This is a genomic window from Cyclobacterium xiamenense (genome assembly GCF_042140265.1).
GTDB lineage: Bacteria > Bacteroidota > Bacteroidia > Cytophagales > Cyclobacteriaceae > Cyclobacterium > Cyclobacterium xiamenense_A.
This window is the reverse complement of sequence record NZ_CP159481.1, coordinates 1,073,496-1,097,435: the sequence shown is the minus strand read 5'-3', so window position 1 is coordinate 1,097,435 and position 23,940 is coordinate 1,073,496. Positions and strand designations below refer to the sequence as shown.

Annotated in this window: 21 protein-coding genes; 5 read left to right on the top strand and 16 right to left on the bottom strand. The window is 47.8% G+C overall.

Annotated elements, in window-relative coordinates:
* Positions 1-15 precede the first annotated feature (15 nt).
* From glyA to ABWH99_RS04640, 3 genes are all read right to left on the bottom strand, one after another.
* The gene (gene glyA, locus ABWH99_RS04650) at positions 16-1,284 is read right to left on the bottom strand and encodes a serine hydroxymethyltransferase (protein WP_375585136.1); all 1,269 of its coding nucleotides are present in this window, start codon (positions 1,282-1,284) and stop codon (positions 16-18) included.
* 214 nt (positions 1,285-1,498) lie between these two features.
* Positions 1,499-3,766, bottom strand: coding sequence for a TonB-dependent receptor domain-containing protein (locus tag ABWH99_RS04645; RefSeq protein ID WP_375585135.1), 2,268 nt, complete (start codon positions 3,764-3,766; stop codon positions 1,499-1,501).
* Positions 3,750-4,169, bottom strand: a complete 420-nt coding sequence (locus ABWH99_RS04640) for a hypothetical protein (RefSeq protein WP_375585134.1) — start codon at positions 4,167-4,169, stop codon at positions 3,750-3,752. The genes ABWH99_RS04645 and ABWH99_RS04640 overlap by 17 nt, the downstream gene beginning before the upstream one ends.
* 180 nt (positions 4,170-4,349) lie before the next feature.
* On the opposite strand from ABWH99_RS04640, the gene ABWH99_RS04635 reads away from it, so the two are divergent.
* Positions 4,350-4,763 (top strand): UDP-glucuronosyltransferase, encoded by a 414-nt coding sequence (locus tag ABWH99_RS04635; protein WP_375585133.1) that lies wholly within the window; start codon positions 4,350-4,352, stop codon positions 4,761-4,763.
* Between the two features lie 61 nt (positions 4,764-4,824).
* Complete coding sequence (locus ABWH99_RS04630) at positions 4,825-5,748, top strand: AEC family transporter (RefSeq protein WP_375585132.1); 924 nt, start codon at positions 4,825-4,827, stop codon at positions 5,746-5,748.
* Positions 5,749-5,750: 2 nt separating this feature from the next.
* Here the strand turns inward: ABWH99_RS04630 and ABWH99_RS04625 are convergent, their stop codons facing one another.
* From ABWH99_RS04625 to ABWH99_RS04565, 13 genes are all read right to left on the bottom strand, one after another.
* A complete protein-coding gene (locus tag ABWH99_RS04625) occupies positions 5,751-8,753 on the bottom strand; it encodes an AsmA-like C-terminal region-containing protein (RefSeq protein WP_375585131.1) in 3,003 nt (1,000 codons plus the stop codon).
* Positions 8,754-8,913: 160 nt separating this feature from the next.
* Positions 8,914-9,522 (bottom strand): NADPH-dependent F420 reductase, encoded by a 609-nt coding sequence (locus ABWH99_RS04620; RefSeq protein ID WP_375585130.1) that lies wholly within the window; start codon positions 9,520-9,522, stop codon positions 8,914-8,916.
* Positions 9,523-9,752: 230 nt separating this feature from the next.
* Positions 9,753-10,556 carry an inositol monophosphatase family protein gene (locus ABWH99_RS04615; RefSeq protein WP_375585129.1) on the bottom strand — a complete coding sequence of 268 codons (804 nt, stop codon included), beginning with the start codon at positions 10,554-10,556 and terminating at the stop codon, positions 9,753-9,755.
* The gene (gene rsmI, locus ABWH99_RS04610; protein ID WP_375585128.1) at positions 10,556-11,239 is read right to left on the bottom strand and encodes a 16S rRNA (cytidine(1402)-2'-O)-methyltransferase; all 684 of its coding nucleotides are present in this window, start codon (positions 11,237-11,239) and stop codon (positions 10,556-10,558) included. The genes ABWH99_RS04615 and rsmI overlap by 1 nt, the downstream gene beginning before the upstream one ends.
* The gene (locus ABWH99_RS04605) at positions 11,239-11,469 is read right to left on the bottom strand and encodes a 4a-hydroxytetrahydrobiopterin dehydratase (RefSeq protein WP_375585127.1); all 231 of its coding nucleotides are present in this window, start codon (positions 11,467-11,469) and stop codon (positions 11,239-11,241) included. The genes rsmI and ABWH99_RS04605 overlap by 1 nt, the downstream gene beginning before the upstream one ends.
* An 11-nt stretch (positions 11,470-11,480) precedes the next feature.
* Entirely contained in the window at positions 11,481-11,747 is a 267-nt protein-coding gene (locus ABWH99_RS04600) for a DUF493 family protein (protein WP_375585126.1), read from the bottom strand.
* 99 nt (positions 11,748-11,846) lie between these two features.
* The gene (locus ABWH99_RS04595; protein ID WP_375585125.1) at positions 11,847-13,961 is read right to left on the bottom strand and encodes a SurA N-terminal domain-containing protein; all 2,115 of its coding nucleotides are present in this window, start codon (positions 13,959-13,961) and stop codon (positions 11,847-11,849) included.
* Between the two features lie 94 nt (positions 13,962-14,055).
* Positions 14,056-15,318, bottom strand: coding sequence for a hemolysin family protein (locus tag ABWH99_RS04590; RefSeq protein WP_375585124.1), 1,263 nt, complete (start codon positions 15,316-15,318; stop codon positions 14,056-14,058).
* Complete coding sequence (locus tag ABWH99_RS04585) at positions 15,311-15,529, bottom strand: hypothetical protein (protein WP_375585123.1); 219 nt, start codon at positions 15,527-15,529, stop codon at positions 15,311-15,313. The genes ABWH99_RS04590 and ABWH99_RS04585 overlap by 8 nt, the downstream gene beginning before the upstream one ends.
* A gap of 9 nt (positions 15,530-15,538) precedes the next feature.
* Positions 15,539-16,147, bottom strand: a complete 609-nt coding sequence (gene lptC, locus ABWH99_RS04580) for an LPS export ABC transporter periplasmic protein LptC (RefSeq protein WP_375585122.1) — start codon at positions 16,145-16,147, stop codon at positions 15,539-15,541.
* A 221-nt stretch (positions 16,148-16,368) separates the two neighbouring features.
* Positions 16,369-17,688, bottom strand: coding sequence for a hypothetical protein (locus ABWH99_RS04575; protein WP_375585121.1), 1,320 nt, complete (start codon positions 17,686-17,688; stop codon positions 16,369-16,371).
* Positions 17,685-18,974 (bottom strand): hypothetical protein, encoded by a 1,290-nt coding sequence (locus tag ABWH99_RS04570; RefSeq protein ID WP_375585120.1) that lies wholly within the window; start codon positions 18,972-18,974, stop codon positions 17,685-17,687. The genes ABWH99_RS04575 and ABWH99_RS04570 overlap by 4 nt, the downstream gene beginning before the upstream one ends.
* Positions 18,961-19,689: a type III pantothenate kinase gene (locus ABWH99_RS04565; RefSeq protein WP_375585119.1), complete on the bottom strand. Its 729-nt coding sequence runs from the start codon at positions 19,687-19,689 to the stop codon at positions 18,961-18,963. Before ABWH99_RS04565 ends, ABWH99_RS04570 begins: the two co-directional genes overlap by 14 nt.
* A 106-nt stretch (positions 19,690-19,795) precedes the next feature.
* Between ABWH99_RS04565 and ABWH99_RS04560 the strand changes: the two genes are divergently transcribed.
* The 3 genes from ABWH99_RS04560 to ABWH99_RS04550 all read left to right on the top strand — a co-directional run bounded on the left by ABWH99_RS04560 (position 19,796) and on the right by ABWH99_RS04550 (position 23,828).
* A complete protein-coding gene (locus tag ABWH99_RS04560; protein ID WP_375585118.1) occupies positions 19,796-20,887 on the top strand; it encodes an anhydro-N-acetylmuramic acid kinase in 1,092 nt (363 codons plus the stop codon).
* Positions 20,888-20,908: 21 nt separating this feature from the next.
* Positions 20,909-22,135 (top strand): Glu/Leu/Phe/Val dehydrogenase dimerization domain-containing protein, encoded by a 1,227-nt coding sequence (locus tag ABWH99_RS04555; RefSeq protein ID WP_375585117.1) that lies wholly within the window; start codon positions 20,909-20,911, stop codon positions 22,133-22,135.
* A 169-nt stretch (positions 22,136-22,304) separates the two neighbouring features.
* Positions 22,305-23,828 carry a sodium:proton antiporter gene (locus tag ABWH99_RS04550; RefSeq protein ID WP_375585116.1) on the top strand — a complete coding sequence of 508 codons (1,524 nt, stop codon included), beginning with the start codon at positions 22,305-22,307 and terminating at the stop codon, positions 23,826-23,828.
* Positions 23,829-23,940 lie beyond the last annotated feature (112 nt).

The following is a 23,940-nucleotide window of genomic DNA, read 5'->3' as shown; positions in this document are numbered from 1 at the left end:
GTACGTTTTTATTTTTTAGTATAAAGGAAATTGAACCATCCACTCGTTTACTTCCTTCTTGATCGATTCAAGCTGGCTTTCTTCTCCATGGTGAATCAAGGAACGGTCGATCAACTCCACGATTCGAACCATGTCTTGTTCCTTCAGTCCCCGGGTCGTAACGGCAGCAGTACCGATACGCATGCCGGAAGTTACAAAGGGAGACTTTGTATCAAAAGGAACCATGTTTTTATTGATGGTAATATCTACTTTACCCAAGGTCTCTTCGGCAATTTTACCGGTCAACTCCTTATTTCGTAAATCGATCAGCATTAGGTGGTTGTCGGTGCCACCGGATATCAGCTGGTACCCTTTTGACAGGAATGCTTCGGCCATGACCGCCGCGTTTTTCTTCACTTGGACCACGTAGTCCATGTATTCATCGGAGAGTGCTTCCTGAAAAGCGATGGCCTTTGCAGCGATGATGTGTTCCAATGGCCCTCCCTGTGTGCCAGGGAATACCCCCGAGTCGAGTAGGGCTGACATTTTGCGTAATTCCCCTTTCGGGCTTTTTATGCCAAAGGGATTGTCAAAATCTTCGCGCATCAAAATTAATCCGCCCCGGGGACCGCGCAATGTCTTGTGCGTGGTGGTCGTCACTACGTGACAAAACTCAAGTGGATCGTTTAGCAAGCCCCGTGCAATCAAACCAGAGGGATGGGAGATATCCGCCAGTAGGATGGCATCCACCTGATCGACAATATGACGCAGCCTTTCGTAATCCCAATCCCTGCTGTAGGCAGAGGCACCGCAAATAAGTAGCTTGGGTTTAACGGACAGTGCTTTTTCTTCTACCTTATCGTAATCAATCAGGCCGGTAGCCTCCTCCACTCCATAAAAATGAGGATCGTACAACTTGCCGGAAAAGTTGACAGGAGAACCGTGCGTCAAATGCCCTCCATGTGATAGATCAAACCCCAGAATGGCGTCACCCGCATTCAGACAAGCCAGGAAAACGGCGGCATTGGCCTGCGCCCCGGAATGGGGCTGAACATTGGCCCAGGACGCACCAAAAAGCTCCTTGGCCCGGTCGATGGCAATTTGCTCGATGTCGTCTACAATTTCACATCCACCGTAGTACCGCTTTTTTGGCAGTCCTTCCGCGTACTTATTCGTAAGTACGCTGCCGGCGGCCTCCATGACCTGTTTGCTGGTAAAGTTTTCCGAAGCGATCAGTTCTATTCCTCTTTTTTGCCGGTCCTCTTCCTTGCCGATCAGGTCAAATATCAAGTGATCTCTTTTCATGTAGTAAGCCTGTCATTTTTGCCTCACTTCCCCTTCCCACCGTTGGAAAGAACGGGAAGTTGCAATCCGATTGATTTCAAATTCGAAAGCCAAAATTACTCCTAAACTATGTATAATCCAATTGTCTATTCAAATTGATTGGGCAATCGTATAAGAAATATTATTCCTGGTTTTGGACCTGCAGCCACTGCCCCCGCAAAGCGATTCTGGCTACTCAAAAACTGAATTGCAGGTTTAGAGAGATGTTTCTGCCCGTTTGGGCCACACCAAACGGGCGGTACAGCGACATGTGATCAAGAAAGTAGGTATCAAGGATATTGTTTGCGGCCAATGAAACATCCAATTGTTGTTGCCAAAGATCAAAGCTACTTCCGGCATGAAGTCCCAAAATAAAATAGCCGGGAGTGGATTCCTCCAGTGGAGCCGGCCTGCTTTGCTCCAGTACCAAACTCCCCGTGGCATTTAGGTAGGGTTGCCTGAATCCTCCTGTGTTACGGAAGGTGAAGCCAAGGTCCTGATTCCATCGAAAAGCGGGAATATAGGGCAGATAGGTTTGATCAGACCTGCGCTTCCCGATCACCCTACTGTACGAAGTTGTCGCAGAAAGTCCCGGCAGGGCCGCAGGATGGATGTCCAGCATTACCTCTCCTCCGTAGAGTCCCGCGTTGTCCTGTGCAAATCTCCAGACGGTAAGGTCTCCTCTCCGCTCGTCGGAAGGAGCAAAATAGATGTAGTTGTTCACCCGGTTGTAAAAGACCTCGGTGGAAATGGAAAAATGGGTTGCCTGGTACCGTACCCCAACATCCGATTGGATGTTTTGCTCGCGCACGAAATCAGCACTTCCCTGTTCAAACCTTGCCGTACCGGGATGCGGCCCGTTGGAATACAGTTCGGCCAGATCGGGTGCCCGGAAACCAGAGGCCAGGTTCCATCGGAAACGCCAATACTCCGAGGGTCGAAAAGTCGCCCCCGCACTGCCGGTAATTCCATCAAACGATCTGCTAAGCTTCCGGTTGTCAGGCGAGCCGGGAAGCTCAAAACCATATGCCAGAAAATTTGGGGCACTGGCATCGGCCGTCACCTTTCGGTAATCGTACCGCAGTCCTCCCTGAAAAACCCAGTGAGGGTCGGAATAATTCAGCAATGCGTACAGCGAACGGTCATCCTTCACAGCATCTGGAATCAATATCTCCGCGGCGTCTTCGTAATTTACCGTATGCAGCAAAAACCCTTGAATTCCAACAATCGCCTCGATCCGTGGACTCAGGGATTTGTAGTACTTGATGTCGTACATGAAATTGCGCTGCCGCAAACCCAAATCTACCCGCGCAAAATCATCTTCTGTCTCTTCTCGAAAATTCCAATGGTAGCCAAACGTAGCTTTCAGCTTGTCCTCGCCCAGGAATACACTGGTCTCGGAGTTTAAGAAATGGTCGGTAACGTCTTGAAACGGCAACTGAAGTTCTCGATCATTTCGAGTGGTTACCAAAGATTGCTGGTTGTTCTCATCCAAAATGCCAAGCTTTTGTTGCAGATACGTATACCGGATTCTGGTGTCCCCCCAGTTTTTTCTGAGGCCTACTCCTGCTTTGAACCCTTGCGTTTGGAAGCGGGTATTACCGATGCTGGTACCCGATCCGTCCCGGTAATCTGCATGGGACTCGGAGGCGCCCCTCAGGGACCAGAAAAACCCTTTTTCCGAAGCTCCTTTGACCCCGGATTCCACACGCCGTCCCAAAGAATTGCTGTACGCCCGGACCTGCACGTCACCGGTTACTTCCCCTGCAGGGGCATCCGGGGCTTCAATCAGGTGAACCACGCCGGCCATGGCTCCCGATCCATATATGATGGATGCCGGACCCTTAATAATTTCTATACCCGAAAGACCGGTTTCCGTGAGACCGAGCCCGTGGTCCGCCCCCCACTGTTGATTTTCAAACCGCGCACCCTGGTAAACAGACAACACCCTGCTAAACGATAATCCTCGGATTACGGGTTTACTGATACCTGGCCCCAGGGAAACCTCGCTGACACCCGGGGTTTTTGCCAGGGCTGTCATGAGACTTGGGTAGGGATTTCGCAAAAGGGACTGCTTGTTTATTTTTTCTATGGAAATCGGGGAACTCTCCCTACTCATGATATAAGCGGCGGAAACCACCACTTCCTCGACAGAAGCTGTAGCCGCTTCGAGATCAACATCCAACCTGGATTGATCGGCGGCATTGATTTTTTTTAAGGCAGTGGCATACCCCACGTAAGAAAACTGGATGGTAAGGTTACGGGAGGGCAACCCATCAATCCGGTACATACCCTTTGCATCGGAAATGGCACCTCTTCCGAGCTCTGGCACGAATACCGTGACACCGATCAGCGGCTCAGCCGAACCCCCGTCTCTCAGGGTTCCCGAAAGCGAATGGTTTTGCGCCCAGGCAGCCGGAATGGAGGCCAAAAGAAAGATTCCCAGCCTAAATAAGTGGTTCATGGCGATTGGATTGAATGAAAAAGGCCTCAACGAATGCGGGTATTTCCCAGGTTCGGACCGGAAAATCATCGAAGGAAAATCCCCCGCTTCCGCGAGCATTTGGAGCAGAAGGTGGTTTTAAAAAGTAGTTTGTGGGGCCTCTCAAGGGCAGGGTTTCCCGGAATTGAACAGCAGGCCACTGTCGCGGCGCGGGTGCCCGGGCGACTTCGGATACCTTTACCGACCCCTGTACCCAACCGAGTCTGTCGGGTAAGAAATACTGGCTGTTCATCGGCAGGAGTGCATTCTCGGAATGCTCTCCATTCGCCTCTCCCTCTTCCAAAAGAAGGGGGTGTGCGGGAAAGATAGGTTCTCCCGAATCCCGTACCTCTTCCTGGTAAAAAATCAGGTGATGAATCTGCATCAGGAGGCACATTACCAACGAACCAAAGGTAAGTTTCGGTACTATATTTCGGAAAGAGCTCAACATTTACTTCTCATAGACCTACAAACGTACGCATTATCTGACAAGCCGCCAATCGGACTGAAAGATAGGTCTTAATTATTATTTAGTCTTGTCTAACAAAGAAGCGAACCAGGAACGATGATTTCTATTTGGAAGGATTATCGCGTATATTTGTGTGAGATGGATTTCGATTACAGACCGGCAACCTATTTCAACGGAACAGGTGCGAGTGCCCTGCTCGCAAAGCTAACCTATCCAGAAAGCCAATGGGGCGAAGAAATATGTATTTTCGCCACGGCATTGGACGGTGAGCTTTTTTTCGAAATCGTTGATTTTTATGGAAACGAGTACCAAGCCAAACCGGAAGTTGCTAACAGGCCTTTATCGCTTCAGGAATTGATTCTTTTGGTAGAGTCTTTGGAGGTGGACCCGGAAGCCGAATTAGGGAATATCAACCAAACCTTGTCGGGTATTCCCATGGCCGAAAGCGAACTGTATCCGCAGTTGAAAGACTACTTCTCCCAAAAACGAATGCACTTTGGCTACAGCTAATCGATCGCGTTTTTCCGGCCTTCTCTAATAAATTCTTTAAGTTTGCCCTCTCGTCAATCTCATGTCAAACATTCTGCTTGTCCTTAGTTCCATTCTGATCGGTCTCCTGCTCCAGAGAATTAAGGAATTTCCGACCGAAGCGCCAAAAGCGCTGAACGCCTACCTCATCTACGTGGTATTGCCGGCTGTTTCTTTATTGTATATTTCCAGATTGGAGCTTAGCCCTTCCTTGTTGCTGCCAATTTCCGTGGCCTGGATCATTTTTTCTCTCAGCTGGATGCTATTTGGATACCTGGGAAAAATACTTGGGTGGAAACGAAACACCATTGGTTGCCTGATCATCTGTGGCGGACTCTCCAATACCGGATTTGTAGGTTACCCGATTATCGAAGCAATCTATGGCGCCGAAGGCCTGAAAATCGCCGTGCTGGTGGACCAGCCGGGTTCATTTCTGGTGGTCAGCAGCCTGGCGATCATTGTCGCCTCCCTCTATGGTGCCGAAAAAATGCGGAAACGAGATATTTCCAAACGAATGCTGGTCTTTCCTCCGTTTCTCTTCTTTTTGCTTGCGTTGTTTTTGAATATTTTTCGGATAGAAATAAGGGGCCTGGCGCAAGAAATCCTGGAGAGCTTTGCAGCTACCCTCACCCCCATTGCATTGATTGCGGTAGGCTTGCAAATCAAAATAAAACTTCGGGATATTAAGGATAACTTCCTCTGGTACGGACTGATTCATAAACTACTCCTTATACCGACCATCATATTTCTGGTGTACTACTGGCTGTTGCAATCCGAGGGCGAGCAAAACCTGATTTTTAAAGTAAGCGTTATGGAAGCAGCCATGGCTCCCATGATCACCTCCTCCATTATTGCAACCAATTACAATTTGCGGCCAAAACTAGCATCCCTGTTGGTCGGCATGGGTATTCCCCTTTCTTTCCTAACCCTGACCGGCTGGTACTACCTGTTGGAATATTTCCGATAAATCTACTGGGGGTTTGGTTGTTCTCCGGAGGAAGGTTTTTTACGATTTGTAAATCCTCTTAACAGGTTTTTGACCTCGTCTGCCGCTTTTTCTTTGGTTTCTTCGACCAATCTGGCAGCCTCCCTTTCCACACTATCGCGGGCTACCGCTGCCTTTTCCTTTACTTCCTGCCGCAGACTGTCCTCTTTCGCCTTAAACTCGGCGGTGATGCTTTCCTCCGCCGCTTCCTTGCCTCCCGAAAGTTGTTTTTTCAAAGCATTGGAAACGTAGCTCTCCAGCCCTTCCGAGGAAGCGAGGGAGACTTCCGGGCTAGCATAGGTCCCCCCTAGTGTTATTGCCAGGGGAACAGTAGTTCCGGAAAGGTCGGTACCAACCAGCCCACCGACCAGGCCCGTTATCTGTGGCCCGAATGTATCGGCCGGCACCGCGACCGTCACCAGGTAATTGATCCGTCCATCGAACCCGGTGCTGCCCTGAATTTTCGTTGGGTAGTCCCACAACTGCAGCTCGAAGGGTGCGACGTTTAGCATGCCATCATTGATTTCAACCTGAATACTCAAGGGCTTTAATCGAAGCGTTGTGGCATCTTTCAGCGGGGTCAGGTTTGCAATTCCGTTTATGAGTGGACTCTCGTTGACTGCGGTTTCGCTGACAGCGACCCGACCTTCTCCGTCGAGGCTGGACAAAACAGGCAACATGTCCTGTCCCAGAAGTCCGGAAAAAGAGAATTTGGTTGCAAATGTTCCGATCAGGTGCTGAGCAATCGGAGCAAAGGCTTTAACGGTAGAAAATGACTGAAACGCTTCGCGAATACCCATACCGCCAATATCCAGTTGCATGGAAAAAAAGGGATGAATCAAATCCCTTGGGTCATAGGTGCCGTCAAACGCAAGAGAACCGCCCAGAGCACGGGTGGTAAACCCATCCAGGCGCAAGATGCCGTCTGTGAGGCGCAGTGCTCCGCTCGCGTCGGTCAGGGAAAGGTTGTCGTACCGAATCTGATCTGCCTCGACGCGCATGGTAAAGTCGATATTCTTTGGTAACGGCAGCACCTGCAGGCTGCTGCTATCCTCTTCGGTGCTTTCCGAAGGGATCATCCACTCGTTTACGTTGAAATTGCTGGAATATAGATTCAGGTCACCGGTAAGGGCCTGCCCTTCCCCCCCAAACAGGTAGCCCATGTAGTTGGAAAGTGCACCGGTTGCCTCCAGGGGACTTTCTCCGAACCGTGCATCAAACTTGCTCAGACGGATGGTTTCCGGCTTGAAATCTCCGAACGCTTCGTGAATGCGTATACCCTGAGGATAGGTTTCGTCTGCATAATAAAAATTCTGCAACTCCAGCTCTCCCGTCGTTTCGAGCGCAGCAAAGCGCTTGGCTTCTATCGCCGCATAGCTACCTTTTGCATCGATTGCTGCGCGGATCTTCCCTTCCAGCAAGGTTTTTTCCAGAGAAAAAACAGCTGCGAGTTTCGCCAGATCGGCTGCCCCATGCAGCGAAAAATCGTACCTGATGTCTTCAAGATCTTCCAGTAGTAAGTTGCCAGTAACGCGTTCGCCCTCCAACTCGAAGCCAAATGTGGAAACATGTACCAGCAAATCTTGCATCCTACCGGAGGCATTTTCCGCAGTTGCCTGAAAATGGATTCCCTCGATAGGGGCCGGATAATCGGCACTTTTAACGTACCCATCCGCGAAGGTGAATTCGGCATCCATCTTCGGGATTTCTCCCGAGATGCTATCGTACCTTCCGGCAGCTTTCAAATCCAGAAAGAGTTTTCCCCGAAGGTCAAGCCCTTCCATCGGAAAGATGGAGGTCAATTCCGCGAGATCAAGATTCCCCTTGAGCCCTGCGTCCATTTCGTACCGAATCAGATCTTTCAACCGAAAATGGCCCATGACTGGCTGATTGCCAAACTCCAGGGAAAACCGGGAAAGGTCCACGGAAGTTCGGTCCAGGTCGCCGGTAGTATTGGCTACCTTTACATCCAGGTTCACGTGTTGAACCGGCCGGGGAAGGTCCGGATATTGAAACATCCCGTCGCTAACCGTCAGTTCAAAATTAAATGCAGGAAAGCTGGTTTCGCTGTAGGCCCCCCGTACCGCTCCTGCGAAATCCATGGATCCGGAAGAAGTCAAATCCGAAAAGGAATCGGAATAGATTCCAGGCACCAGGGACAGAACACTCTCAAAATCGTTATTTGCACCAGAAAAGACAAGGTCCATGTCAATCGCTTCCTCAGGCATGGCCAGAAATCCATCGACACGAAATCCAAACTCATTTAGTTTCAATAGGGCGTTTTGCGCAGAAAAACGCATGTTTTCCAGATCAACATTGATTTTCGAATCGATTGTCAGAAATTTATCTGAAAGGTACTCCAGTCCATCGTAGGACACGTTTACTACATTCATTGTGCCGTTCAGCCCTAAATCGTACACGTCCAGCGTTAAATCACCGCTCCCCTGAAGTTGGATATCGGATAAAGCCATCAGGAAGTCGAGGGAACGATCTTCGTATATCAGGTCCATATTTCGTATGTCAATCAGGTCTATTCCCATTTGAAACGATGGGGCCTCGGGGCTGGGCTGCGCCGCCGCTTCCTCCTCCTTGGCAATCAGATAGTTTGCCTGCCCGTCTTCCAGGACCTTGACCATAAGCTGTCCCTCTTCCAAATGGACACCCTTTAAGCGGGGATTCTCATCGAATAGCACGGACCAAACATCCACGTCTACTTGCAGGGATCCCACGTGGATCAGGGTATCGCTCTGAAAAGGCGGGTTGCCTTTTACACCAAAATTTCCCATGCTGGCTGTCAGGTAGGGGAAGTTTTGAAACACAGTCAGGCCAATTTCATCGCGGTCGTAGTATACCTGTGCATTGACGGACCTGGCCAATTCCTGATCCAACAAATCAAAAATTTTGTCTTTAAAGAAAAAGGGAACCGCTGTCAAGGCCAGGAGTACGATGGCAACGACTGCAAAGATTGCGAAGATTATTTTTTTCATGGTAGTATAGGTCTAAAAATTGTACGAAGCTATCCAATATCTCTTAACGAGATTTTACGAAGGACGTATAATAAAGCACGCAAAAACAATACCGATACTGCATGCTAGCAGAAATAACTCGTTTCCGGTCAAAAAATAAGGGAGGAAAGAGGTAGCGGGGCTACACTGACATTAGACGGAAGTGGCAATCACCCGATTTTGCATGTGAAATTTCCTTGGACAGGTGGTACACGGCTTCCAGCAGACAAGCGTTCTTAATAAGCCCGGCATCAATGGCTTTGAAACCGATAAGTTCAATCAGTTTTTTCAGTAAAATTCGATCTTCCCTACTATCCCCACAAAAGTACGTTTCCTTGATAAGCTCAAGAGGGTCAGATTTGGGGTAATCCAATCCCAAATTATTGAATGCTTTGAACAAACGCTCGTGACCGGTTTCCTTCCGAATAAACGTGGTATTGCAGTCTAAACTTTCATCGTGGCGCCCGTTGGTGCAATCGATATATAATTTTTCGGCGGAGCCGTACTCTTTCAGGTAGTTGCAAACGACCGGTAAAAATTCATTATCGCAACAAATCAACACAACATCCGATGCAGAAATCGCGTCCGCGTAATTCAATACGTAATGGTTTTGCATCCTAAGAATTTTCCACTCCACCTTTCGGGTACTAAACCCCTCCCGAACTCCAAATACCACATCCATTCCTCTTGCGATAAACTTGTTGCCCAGGTTGGTAGCCAGGTCGGTACCTCCAATGATTCCTATATTCATTTTATTTATATTATTATGCATATCAACTCCAATAAAAGACCGTTTGTTTGAAAACTGCGGTAGGTACAAAGTTTGGGTGATTCGAGTAGCTACTTGGTGTTCTCAATTAAATGTTTGAAAGCTAATCATTTATAGCGAAAATACAAATTTATTTTTCAAACACTTAAATATTTTTTTTGAATTATGTTTTTTGCTGTTAGTCCCAAATTCGAACAGTCAATTATTTCTTACTATAATTCAAAATGGTCGGTAATTGCCTCCAGCAAGCCCTGGTGAACCTTACCGTTGCTCGCCAAAATCTCTGCTCCAAACAGGTAATTCTCACCGCCCCCAAAGTCGGTCACCCGACCTCCGGCTTGCTTGACGATCAGCGTACCTGCGGCCACATCGTACGACTGGAGATTGTACTCCAAATATCCCTCTACTCTTCCACAGGCTACGTAGCACAAGTCCACCGCTGCTGAGCCAAGCCGTCTCAGGCCGTGGGTGTTTTTTAGAAAATGGGCCAGCAAATTCAGGTACCGATCCGACTTTCCCCCATCGTCGTAAGGGAAACCAGTCGCAACCAAACTATCCGCCAACTTATCCGGACTGCTCACCCGAATGGGTTTTCCATTGCAGGTGGCCGCTGCTCCAACGCTGGCTGCAAAACACTCGTCCAGATTTATTTCGTAAACGACTCCGGAGAGTATTTCCGTCCCCCGGGCCAGTGCGATGGAGACCGCGTACATGGGAATCCCATGAACGAAATTGGTCGTTCCGTCCAGGGGATCGACTATCCAGGTCAATTCCTGACTGTCATCGGACCGGGTTCCCTCTTCCGTAATGAAGCCCGCCTGTGGTAGCAATTCGGCCAAGCCGTTGACTATAATCTTTTCGGCCCCTTTGTCCACGTAGGAAACAAGATCGTTAAAACCCTTTTGCTCAACCTTTTCAAGGCTAAAATTTTTTCCTTCTTCCCGAATAAATGAGCCGGCCGTTCGGGCCAGCATTGCCACCTGTTCTGTCAGCGTTTCCAGTTCTAGTTTATCCATTATCTTCCCGAAACCGTGATGACGATTTCTCCTTTAAGTGTGTGTTCCTTGTAGTAATCCAAAATTTCCCCCAGGCTTCCTCGTATGTTTTCCTCGTGGATCTTGGTCATTTCCCGACTGACACAGGCCCTGCGCTCCGGTCCGAAGGTCTCCGAAAACTGCTGCAAGGTCTTTAGCAGCCGATGCGGGGATTCGTAGAAAACCATGGTCCGGGTTTCGTCCTGCAGGGATTCGAGCCGGGTTTTTCTGCCTTTTTTATGCGGCAAAAACCCTTCGAACACAAAACGGTCGTTGGGCAATCCGGAATTGACAAGGGCTGGTACGATGGCTGTTGCGCCAGGAAGGCTGCAAACCTCAAACCCAGCTGCAATCGTCTCCCGTACCAGCAAGAACCCGGGATCAGATATACCGGGAGTACCCGCGTCGGTGATCAGTGCAAACACCAAGCCCTCCCCCATTCTCGTTAGTATCCGGGAAATGCTTTGGTGTTCGTTATGAATATGGTAGCTTTCCAGGGGTCGCCGGATGGAATAGTGTTTTAGCAACTTACCAGAAGTCCGCGTGTCTTCCGCCAAAATCACATCTACCTCCTGCAACGTTTCCAAGGCTCTTACTGTGATGTCCTTGAGATTGCCGATCGGGGTGGGTACCAAAAAAAGGCTCAGGGAAGCGTTTTCCGACATTAGTTTATCGCAGCTATGGCCTCTGCCAATTTCCTATCTTTCTCGGTAACTGTATTTCCCTGATCGTGCGTGGTCAATTCAATCTGAACCTTGTTGTACACATTGCTCCAGTTTGGATGGTGGCCATGCGCTTCCGCCAGAAATGCCACCCGCGTCATGAACGCAAACGCTTCCTGAAAATCTTTGAACTCAAACGTCTGTGTCAACTTATTATCTTCTTCTTTCCACATATCTTGGTTGATTATAATGATACTACTCCTTCGATTTTCGCAGCTTCCTCGTATACGTCGATGATGGATTGGCTGCTTGGCATCATGGCCTTGATGGTGGCACTGGTGTATTTACCCTTGGACGAAACCCGTAATTTCATTTCGTGACCGGGCAATAACGCAGCCACCTCCGCTTCTTTACCGGTGGGTACAATAAACTTAAACATGTACAATGCAGGAAAACTGGTTTGATTTTCCAATTTCTCCTTGAACGAGTCGGTGTCGAATTTACTGCTCATATACGTTTTCAACGATTTTTACTACAAATTAAATCCCTAAAAACCAAAAAATCCCATCCTTCGAAAAGGATGGGATAAAATTTTGACGTTTTTCTGGGTTTAAAAGAATTTGTAACGATAATCCTTCACGTCTGCCAATTCCTCCATCGCCATCATGATCATGTAGCCAGTCCGTTGGGATGCATTGGTTGTAATCTCGTTTTGGTAGCGGGTATAATCGGCGATCTCGGGAGCGGGAATGAGATCGTTCAATTGGGCAACGATAACGCCAATGTCCTCTTGGATGGGATCGGTCATTTCTCCGGATTCCCGTAGCCCAAAAATGGCGCCAACTGCCTTGGGCGCAAACCCTACTCCCGGCAACACGCTGGCGTTCATACGCAAATCAGGCGTAGAGCCAATGGACGCATCCGGAAAAACCTCTTTGATCGCATCCAATGTTTCCAACCCGGCAATTTTTTCCTTTATATAAGCTGCTTTTTTCTCGTTTTTCAATTGGGTGGTAGCCTGGGCCCGAATTTCGGGGTTGGCAATCGTACCGTCTCCCTCTTCGGTTTCACTAGACAGCAAAGCCACCACATAGGCGTCATCCAATTCAAAAACATCCGAAACTGATCCAAGGGAGGCGTCGTTAAACGCCCAGCGAACAATCTCTCTGGCGCCGGTCATATTGTTTAAGGATCGCGCAGTGGGGCCCACGTTGATGGCCGTCAACACTTGATACCCCTCTTTTTCAGCATTCGCATCAAAGGTAGACTCATTGGTCGAATTAGCCGCGAAGTAATCGGCGTTTCGGAATATGTCATTTCTGGTAATGTCACTTGCTATCAGCTCCAATTCCAAAATGGCTAGTTTCTGCGTTTCTGTCTTTGGAAGCTCGGTTACTTTGATGATGTGAAATCCGTATTCGGTCTCGACGATTCGGTTGATTACTCCCAGGCTCCGTGCACCGAATACTGCATCGGCAAATTCAGTGACAAAATCATCCCGGAAAAACCATCCCAAGTCGCCTCCACGCTGGGAGGTAGCGTCCTCCCCATACTGCGCTGCTGCGACCTCAAAGTTCCCGGTTTCGTTGACTTCCTCCAATACTTCCTGCGCCCTCTCGCGAACCTGTTCTTTTGCCTCCCCTTCCAATCCTTCTGCATTTAGCAAAATATGACTCGCTCTCATTCGCGGTGCACCCTCGTAGCGATCGGTAATTTTATAGGCAACATAACTGGAATTATTGGTCAAAAACGGACCGTAGACCACGTCGACTTCGGGCTCATCCACATTGTTGCTAAAATTCACCGGAAGCGGATCTCCGGGATTGATGGTAAGGAAAGGGTTTTGAGCTTCCGAGTTTCTTACAACAAAAGCAGAATCATTGGAAGTTTCTTTCAATTCAGCTACCAGGCCATTCATTTGCTCCAGCGTAGCTGCCGAATCCTCCGCGCTGGGATAAAGGGGAAAACGGACGTAGCTCAGCCCCCGACTTTCCGTAACCTTAAATTTTTCCTGATGTTTGCTGATGTAAGACCTCACTTCCGAATCGGTCACCGGAACCAGAGAATCAGATACCGAATAATAGGGAATCTGTATGTGTCGGACATCGGCAATGGTATTTGCCATTTTGTGCTGGAGCTTACCTTCCGCCGAGGTCGCGTACTCAGAAGTGGCCAGGAGATTATCGTATTTGATTCGTAAACGGGAATCGGCAAATAACTTTTCCTGCTGCGCCCAAAACATTTGCTGCTGTGGGTCGGCAGTTTGAAGCGACTGCAGAAAGGTCACCAATTGTTCCCGATCAAATTCACCGGTTTGAGGGTTGGTGAGCTGCCTTCTCAATTCACCAATAATATTCTTTCCCTGTACCATGTCTACGAGTTCCTCGTCAGAAACGACCATACCCAGTTCCTCGTATTGCTGGGAAAATATTTTTTCCACAATCAGCGCTTGCCAGGCTTGCTCCCGAATACTTGACAATTCGTTTTCATTGGGGTTTCTTCCCGTATTTTGCTGAAAACTCATTTTGGTCTGTTCGATTTTCTGAACGTATTCGTCATAGGAAATGTCTTCTCCCGCTATTTCTCCGACTGTAGTCCGACTGGAGCCTAAAATCATGGAATTTGGGCCCAAAATGTCCCCTCCTACTAAAAAGAAAATAAGTCCCACCGCAATCACACCGATCGCAAGTCCCGTCCTTTGTCTAATTTGTTTTATTAATGCCATTCTCCTGTTTTTTGCAGTGTCGCAAAATAATTACATCTGAAGGTAATTTCAAAATATTACCTCATCTATAAATCAAGTATTTCTGCGACACGGGTTATTCCTCTAGTTTAATTTTTATCGTATCAATCCGGTGGTCCTGCTTGGAAACAACCGTAAATGTAAATGGGCCGTACGTTACCGACTCTCCCTTTTGGGGAATGCTTTCTGTCAAGGATAGAATAAACCCGGCAAGCGTCTCAAATTCTCCCTCGGGAAGGTTCCATTCGTATTTCTCATTGATGTAGTCAATTTCGTGCCTGGCACTTAGCAGGTACTCCTGATCGGAAACTTTTTGTTCGATCAGATCATCACTGTCGTACTCGTCTTCAATTTCTCCAAAAATCTCTTCGATGATGTCCTCCATGCTGACAATTCCGCTGGTCCCCCCGAATTCATCCACTACCAGGGCAAGGCTTTTTCGCTCTTTTATAAACTGCACGAGCAACTCATTGGCCAGTGCCGACTCCGGTACAATGATGATGGGGGTCAGGATATCCTCGATACACTTTGGTTTTTTGAATAGTTCCAGGTGGTGACAGTACCCGATCACATCGTCAATCGTCTCCTTGTAAATGATGATTTTTGAGTGGCCGCTTTCCACAAAAACCTTTTTCAGATCATTCATGGGGTCTTCCACCTCCACAGCTACAATATCCGTCCGCGGCACCATACACTCCCTGACCTTCACTTTTTTAAAATCTACCGCGTTATCAAAAATCTTGGCGTCTATGTCCACATCCTCACCTTTTGTATCCAGGTAGTTTTGGATGAAACTATTTAAATCGGTGATGGTGAATGCGGGCCGGTCTTCGTTGTAGTCCAGTTTGAGTACCTTGGTGATCGTCAATTTGGACAAGCCTACGACCACCCATACCACCGGATACAACAGGTAATAAATCAAGACAAATGGAAAAGAGAAAACCGTCAACATGCTGTTGGGGTTCAGAATAAAAATACTCTTGGGAATGAATTCAGCAGTAATTAGCACCACGATGGTGGAAATAACGGTCTGAACCACCATGACTCCCGCCTGAGTATTGATCGCCTCGGGCAAAAGATAGCCCAAAGGTGGCCCCAGCAAATACGCCATAAAAATTCCGTACAAAACAAGACTGATGGTGTTCCCCATCAAGGTGGTTCCGATGAACTGTCCCGGATTTTGTATGAAATTGGCCAGAATCCGACCGGAAATCTTTCCCTGTTTGCTCTGCAACTCGATGTGAAGACGATTTGCCGACACAAACGCGATCTCCATTCCTGAGAAAAGAGCGGAAAAAAACAAGCTTACCAGGACCAGTAGGAAATAGTGCTCATCCATTGGGTTTCCGTTTTTTTGGTTTGTTTCCTTTTTGCTGGTTTTGGTCTTCCTGTTCGTTTCGATTTCTTCGGTACATGTGCCAAAACAGTAACAGTACCGCAAACATAAAAAATGGATAGGATGCCACGATACCTGCCTTCATGGTGAGGTGGGCACCGATCACCACCATGGCAGCTGCCAGCGATAATAAAATGGTACTCGTCAGTTTCATGTTTATAACTTAAAGTGCATTGTCTATTTCGCCGGTTACTTTTTTAAATGTGTACTGGTTAAACCCTTCGTCTGCTTCCATCCCCGTTCCCTTGATTGTTCGTTCCGGCTCTTCCACCGTAACAAACTTTTCCGTATAAATTTTCTTCTTCCCCGGATCCCAGAACAATTCTTCGGAAGATAATTTCTGTTCCTTTTTCAGGTTTTCTACCTGTACGTCTCCCTCCCCCCGATACAAATTATTTTTTCGATCGTAAAATCCACGGTCTGCCCGAATCTTTGTACTCAAGGTTCCGTCCTTGTCAAAAAAATGAATCACGATACCTTCCGGAAACTCAGTGTCCCGATTCAAATATTCGAGCTGCTTTGCAGCCATAAGTTTGGTTCGCACGAGTGCAGAGTCGCTGTGCAACAGCTCTACCTCGTGGCTGATCCGGTAGGGCCCCTGGTAATTCTCCAACTGGCTTTTGTCCACGTCTTCCCTACAAGAAAATAGAGATAAGCAAAGAAGTACCGCCTGCATCCAACTTTTCGCGAATCCGACACACTGCCTCTTTTTCTCCATTTGGTCCATTCCATTCGGGTTCATGTTGAGCGAGCTTTCATTTATATACCGCATGCAAAGATACATACAATTTTCAGAGGAATAGGCACCTGCTGATTCTATTCCTTACAAGCTTGACGAAGCTTATTGGCCCGGGGTTTCATTCCTGCGGAGAAGTCAGCGGCCCTTTGCCTGCTCTCGGGACTAAACGAAAAAAAAGGCGGTAGTGGTACCGCCTTTTTTGAATGTCTGTTTTCACATCCAATACGTGGATGGAAAAGGCATCGGAAGATCAATTAGTCTCTGGTCGCCAGTGTGACAGTTTGACCTACCCAACAGCCGGTATTGATCGTATCACCTACCTGGAATCCTTCGGTGAAAAGCTCTTCCTTGGAGGGAAACCGTGATTTGGCGTTGGCCATGCCCTGGCTATCCCCAGCTCGCGCATATGAATTGTATGCGGCAATGTAAATGGAGTAATCCTTGACGCGACTCTGACCACCTCTACAGTCGTTAGAAGAGGACATAATCAAGCCGCCAATAAAGGAATGGGCATCGGCTTGTCGCTCTTCGTTCAGCTCAGCGGCTTTCAACGCAGAAGTACGGGCCTGATTTTTTCTTCCCAGGTTGGCATGAACCTTGGCCATGTCCCAGTGAATTTCCGCCTTCTGCTCATCCGTTTCTGCGAGTGTCAGTGCTTTTTCGAACAGCTCTCCCGCCTTTGCGTATTCGGAGTTTTGCATGTATCGCATGCCCCGTACCTGTGAAGTACTAAAGGTAGGGCTATCGTTATCGATGGTCTCCAGCGCTTTCAGGAAGATATCACTGCTGGTGCATTTCTCCTTGATTGAGTATTGAAAAATCTGTTTCGCCAATTTCAGATTGGTAGGATCCGCGGTTAGTTTGGGCCCCATGTTATTTTCGATAAAGTCACAGTTGATAATGTCCATAGCGGCCAGCAACTGCTCCAGCGTACCTTTGGAGGTCGCCACATTCTGTCCAGCTGCTTCGTCTTCGTCCAACTTGGTCATGATGAATTCGTACTTGGAAATGACCTCGTCCGGCGTGTAGGCTTTGTTGAACGCAAAATTTCTGTAAATGGCATCGAAATATGCCGCATTCAATGAAGAAGGCTCTAGCTTTCCGTGAATTTCGATGGTTCGCTCAAATAGCTTGGCTGCGATATCTACTTTATCTTTGTTTCCTTTGTAAAATTTGTACGCGTAATACGCCTTGTTTGCAATCCACTGGGGCTCGTTATCGTATAATTCGTTTCGTAAATCGTAAATGGTCAACACTGAATCCTGAAAGGCACTGATCTCCGCTTCGTCCGTTGCCATCTCTGCCGCACCCTCGTACACTTTTACACCATTGATGTACAGCGCCTCGTTCAAATCCGGAGCGTTCGTCAATAACCAGTGAAGCGGCCCCTTGGCTTTCAAAAACTCCTCTGACTTCATGTAGTCGTTGTAAGCCGCATTGTATTCCCTGGCTTTTGCTTCCATTTCTTGATCGGATGGCCAATTCCAGTTGTCTTGCGCCTGAACCAGTCCAACCATGAGGAAGGACAAACATCCGATAATTGCCGATTTAATTTTCATGTTTGTCAACATCATTCAAATACTTTTTTGTAAAACCAACTGTTGTCATTTATTGAAATTCCTAACGAAACTTTAAAATAATTTTCTCTTACCAACCCGTCACTTACCGTTCCTCTGGTACCCACCTTAACTGCCACATTTAATAATGACAAGCTGTACACCGGTATGCTGGTACCAAAATTAATGCCAATATCATCTATTTGATTTTGGTTCAAGAGGTACGGCAGCCGTTCGTACTCAAAGCCGGCCCGGAACGTTGACCTGCTCAACATGCTTTCCATTGAAAAGGCATTGGGTATGTATTGCCCCCCCAGCGACAGTTTAAAAGCGTTTTGAAGATTTCCCGTACTGGCATTAAAATCCCTGAAATCGGTGAAATCCTGGAATTGCGCTTCTACTCCTATAGCAAATTTATTAATTTTTTCATAAGTTACACCATAACCTATCTTATTAGGTAGGAAAATACTTCCTGAAACGTTGTCTGCCAGCACGTCACCGGGCGAATTCGGAATGCTAGCTTGGCCCGATTCCGCCATTTTTGCAAACTCTTTTCCATTAATATCTCCAAATACATGATAGATGGCACCAAGATTTAGGTATTTTTCATCTCCCAAGGGCTGTGCATAAAAAACACTTGCCTTAAAGGTCACATCACTGAAAGTCAGTCGTTCATAGTATTCGGACGAAATTCCAACGGCATTCATTGCTGTATCCAGCAGGTCCAATTGATTGGTCCGGATGGTTGAACCAAAGGTGTAAGCGCCTTCCAACCCCAGGCTCAGGCTTTTGTATACCTGAAAGCCCCCCTGCAGGTAGACCTGACTGAGCCCTCCCCTGCCTTCGATAATGTTCTGAGCCATCAGATCCGTATTGGTAACCTGCGAATTGACCGTAATGTTGTAATCTACGCCGGTTAATTGGTTCAGGCCCAGTCCCATGGTAAACCTTCGGGGGATTACCGGAAACGACATGGCTACATAGCTCAGCCCGCCACCGTCCAATTGTTCAGAACTGGACTCGGTAGCTGCAGCCAATTGGTTGTAATTTAGGGCTGCCTGAAAACTGTAGGCCGCATTTTTTACGGAAATCGCCGGATTGACGTGATTCACGCTGTAACTATTGCCAAAGCTAATCCCCATACCGCCCATTCCCTGGTTTTGGGTCAGGCCAGAATTATTAAAAATCCCCACACCCAACGAACTGTAAGTAGAAGAGGAAAATTGTGCAAAACTGGTTTGTTGAATGGCCACAAACGCCAGGAGAAACCCCAGGCTAGCCACAAGTAGTTTAGTTTTCGACATTGTATGTTAAAATTCTGTCCAATCCGTACAGGACCAAATTGGGGATTACAAATATGTGGTCTTTTGTTAAGCTTTCAAAGATTTCTGCATCTCCACCACAAATAAAGACCGTGACCTCGCCATGGACAAGGGAAAACAGCCGGATGTATTCGCGTATTTCGCCCAGGATGCCGTGATAGATACCGGATTTCATGCAGCTCCGTGTATCGCTTCCCAAAAATGCGGGAATTTCCTTTCCCAATTCCACCAAAGGTAGTCTTGCCGTAAAGGCATTCATGGCCTTTGCCCGCAAGCCTATTCCGGGAGATATCGCTCCCCCCAGGTAATTGTCGCCACCATCCATAAAATCATAGGTGATACAGGTGCCTAGATCTATGCACAAAACGGGGCCACCGGAAACGAAGGCCCTGGAACCGATCACGGCTGCCAACCGATCCAGGCCCAGGGTAGCGGGCGAATCGTAGTGGTTTTGTATGGGCAGGGGAGTTTCCTTATCGAAAAACAAAAATGGGAAGGAAATTTTTTCTCTCAGGGCTTTCTCAGTCCAGTTTACCGACACGATGAGCACCTCATCCTGCGGTGCGGGTTGAAGCATGTCTGCCAATGCCTCGTACCCGGTGACGGTAGCCGATTCCAGGAGTCGCCCCTGGCTAAATATTCCAGCCTTGATTCTAGTGTTTCCAATGTCTACTACCCAATTTTTCTTATCTGGCATTGTTGCTTTCCGAAAACTCCATCAAAATTAGTCATTTTACTTTGGAGGGGGATCGGCTACCTATTATTTTTAGCATTGGTAAGTGGTTTTTAACAAACTTTAACCCATGAGTAGTGACAACAGGTACAAGCTAATCGGGCTGATGTCCGGCACCTCAGGCGACGGGTTGGACCTCGCTTTTTGTTCCTACGAAAAAAGCGAGCAATGGGAATTCGAGGTAATCAAAGCAGCAACCATCCCTTTCCCGGAAGAACTGGGGCAATCGCTGCAGTCTGCCCACCTGCTCGACGCAGAATCATTGGAGTTTCTGGACATAGCCTTCGGAAGATGGATGGGCCAGGTGGTTAAGGATTTTTGTACGCAAAATGCCTTGCTACCCGACGCAATTGCTTCCCACGGCCACACGGTATTTCACCGGCCCGAGAAAGGCATGACCCGCCAAATCGGAAATGGACAGGCCTTATGCGAGGCTTCCGGGTTCCCGGTAATTAACGACTTCCGCATTGTAGACGTGGTCTTAGGCGGGCAAGGCGCACCCTTGGTCCCCATAGGAGATGCCCTGCTTTTTCCCGACTACGATTATGCTTTGAATCTCGGCGGAATCGCCAACTTATCCATGCAATCGGAAGGAAAGCGGATTGCTTTTGACACCTGCCCCTTCAATTTGCTTTTGAACCATTTTTCCAGGAAGGTCGGAAAGGATTTCGACGCCGGCGGAAAACTTGCCCGGGACGGAAGGCCCATTGAAACGTTGCTCAACGCCCTGAACCAACTCCCGTATTACGGGCGCACGGGGGCAAAATCGCTAGGGAGAGAGCACATAGAATCCGACTACCTACCCCTGCTGGAAAAAGGAGATCATCGGGTAGCCGATGTACTCGCTACACTTACCGAACATTTCGCGGAAAGCATTGCACGCACAATCGTAAACGGGAAGAATACACGCGTGAAAAAACAACAACTGCTGGTCACGGGCGGAGGCGCTTACAACACCTTTTTTATTGAAAAACTTTCCGAAAAAATCGGGCAGCAGGTAAACCTGACGCTGCCTGAAAATCAAATCATCGAATTTAAGGAAGCACTTGTCTTTGGCTTTTTGGGCGTTTTACGGCTGCGTGGGGAAACCAACTGCCTGGCATCTGTGACCGGTGCTTCACGTGATTCCTGTGGTGGTACGGTTTTCGGACTTTTTCCTTAAACCGAAACGAAATCTGAAAAAATGAGAGAACTACTAAAAAAATTTGAAAACCGCCAACCGGAAATCGTTTTTGAATGGAGCGACAGCGAAACCGAGGCAGAAGGCTGGCTAGTCATTGACTCCCTCCGAGGTGGAGCTGCCGGGGGTGATACCCGAATGAAAAAAGGGTTGGAAAAAAAAGACGTGATCCAACTTGCAAAAAACACGGCTATCAAATACACCATTTCCGGACCACCCATTGGGGGAGCAAAGGCTGGAATCAATTTTGATCCCGAAGACCCCCGGAAAGAAGGCGTACTCAAAAGATGGTTTCAAGTAGTTTCCCCAATTCTGAAAAGCTACTTTGGTACCGGTGCGGGAATTCATATAAGCGAAAGCAAGGAACTGATCCCCTTGACAGAAAATCATGGCCTTTGGCATCCGCAAGAAGGTATTGTCACCGGCCATTTTAAGCCCGGGGAGCCGAAAAAGATACGAAAAATCGGGCAGCTCCGGCAGGGCTTGTCCAAAATTATTGAGAATACCGATTTCTTTCCCGCTGGCCCTGCCAAATTCCGGGTAAGCGATATGATCACGGGATTCGGTTTGGCCACCGCAGTTCTGTACTATTACCAGCTATGGGGAGGCACTGTTAAAGGAAAAAACGCTATGATACAGGGCTGGGGCAATGTGGGGGCCGCAGCCGCCTATTTTTTAGCCAAAGCGGGCGTACAGGTGGTAGGCATCTTATCGCTGGAAGGGGCCATCATCGACCCCGATGGGTTGGACGAATCCGATGTGACCAAATTGTTTTTGTCTAAGGAAAGAAACAAGCTGGTTAGCAACAAACGCATTCCTTTCGAAGAGGGAAACGAAAAGTTCTGGAACCTCTCTGCAGACATTTTCATTCCTGCGGCCAAATCCCGACTGGTAGACAAAGACAAACTGGAAAAATTGATGGAGGGAGGCCTGGAAGTGATCGCGAGCGGCGCTAATTTCCCCTTCGCCGAAAACAACATTTTTTTGGGGCCTGTCAGCACCCTTGCAGACGAAAGAATATCCCTCATTCCGGATTTTATTTCGAACGTGGGAATTTCCAGGATGACGGCTTACCTCATGTCGGACCGCGCACTTCTCACCGACGAAGCCTTATTTGGAGATGTGAGCAAAACCATTCAAAAAGCATTAAAGCGGTGCCATCAGGCAAACCCGGCACCGACGGGTATTGCGCAAACTGCCTTGGAAATCGCCTTGCAGCAACTAGACTAAAGAATTATAGCGGTCAAAAAAATTCACTATTTTTGACCGCTCCCACCAATTTATTTGGTTCCTACACCACAAAATAACTAGTTTAGGGGAATTTATTGCAACCAACCGTTTTTCCAAGATCCTTGGAAATCCTTGACTTAATCATTCTTTGAACAATAATTTGACGTGAATGAAGAACTATTTAGCTTCATGGTTCCTGCTATTTGGATTTCTTTTCCTGGTTTCAAACCAATTACAAGCCCGTTCTATTTCCCCATCCGAACCGATTGCATTGGCCGAGCAAGCCACCGAGTTGCCACAGTCTGCCGAAGTTGGTTCCGGAATTCACGCTGAAACAGCGCCGGAAGAAGCACATGGACACGCGCCCGCCTGGTTGGTTGTTCCATTTGTAGCCCTGTTGCTCATGATTGCTACCGGTCCCCTTTTTTATGAACATTTCTGGCACCACAATTATCCGAAAATTGCTGTAGGCCTGGCAGCGGTCGTAGTTCTGTATTACCTTTTTGTCTTGCATAATGTCCACAACCCGGTACATGCGCTGGCCGAATACATACAATTTATCGCATTGCTTGCGTCCTTATTTATCGCTTCCGGAGGTATTCTCATCGAAGTCGACAAAAAGTCAACCGCTCTGGGAAACGTGATCCTGTTGCTCGTCGGGGCAGCAATTTCGAACCTGATTGGTACCACAGGTGCTTCCATGTTGTTGATCCGCCCGTTTATTCGCCTCAATAAAAACAGCATTCAACCTTACCACATCATCTTTTTTATCTTCATGGTAAGTAATATCGGTGGCTCCCTCACACCCATTGGAGATCCGCCACTCTTTCTTGGTTTTCTGAAAGGAGTGCCTTTTTTCTGGACCCTGACCAATAATTGGCCGGCCTGGATGCTGGCGCTTTCCATTCTGGCCGTTTTATTTTATTTGATAGACAGACGATTTGGTCGCAGCAAGGCCGCTGCCGAAGACGAAGAAGAAGCCAGCTATACCAACAAAATATCCCTTTCCGGTACCAAAAATTTTCTCTGGTTGCTTGTCATTATCATTGCTGTCTTTTTGGATCCAAACGTACTGGACTGGGTACCTGCAATCCATTACGACGGCCAAAAATTCAGTTTTATCAGGGAATCCATCATGCTTGCTGTGGCCTATTTATCCTATCGGCTTGCCGATAAAAAAGCCCTGGCAGGTAACGAATTCAATTTTGAACCCATTCGGGAAGTAGCATTTATTTTCATTGGTATTTTTGGAACGATGATGCCGGCATTGGAACTGGTGGGTACTTTTGCCCAATCCGAGGAAGGTGCCGCCATGATTACCTATAACAGCCTGTATTGGGGTACCGGTTTGCTATCTGGCTTTTTAGACAATGCACCCACCTACCTGAATTTTCTTGCTGCCGCCATGGCCTCGCAGGGAGCGGATATCAACGTCATACAACAAGTGAAAGATTTCGCCCTGAACAACTACCTGGATTCCTCATTTGAATTGATGGCCATTTCCATCGCTTCGGTCTTCTTCGGAGCCATGACCTACATTGGCAACGGACCCAACTTCATGGTTAAATCCATCGCAGAACAAAGCGGTATTAAAATGCCCTCCTTTTTCGGGTATGTATTGCGGTTTTCCATACCCATCCTGCTGCCAATTTTATTTATTACCTGGCTGGTTTTTTTCGCTTTTGCCGGATAAGGGAAGCCTGTGCAACTCGCCATCAGGAAACTGAGCGGGCATCCCGGCAGGCTTTCTTGAATCGATTGATTCAAGAAAGCCGCTCAGGTCCCCTTTCTATCCAGAGAACGAA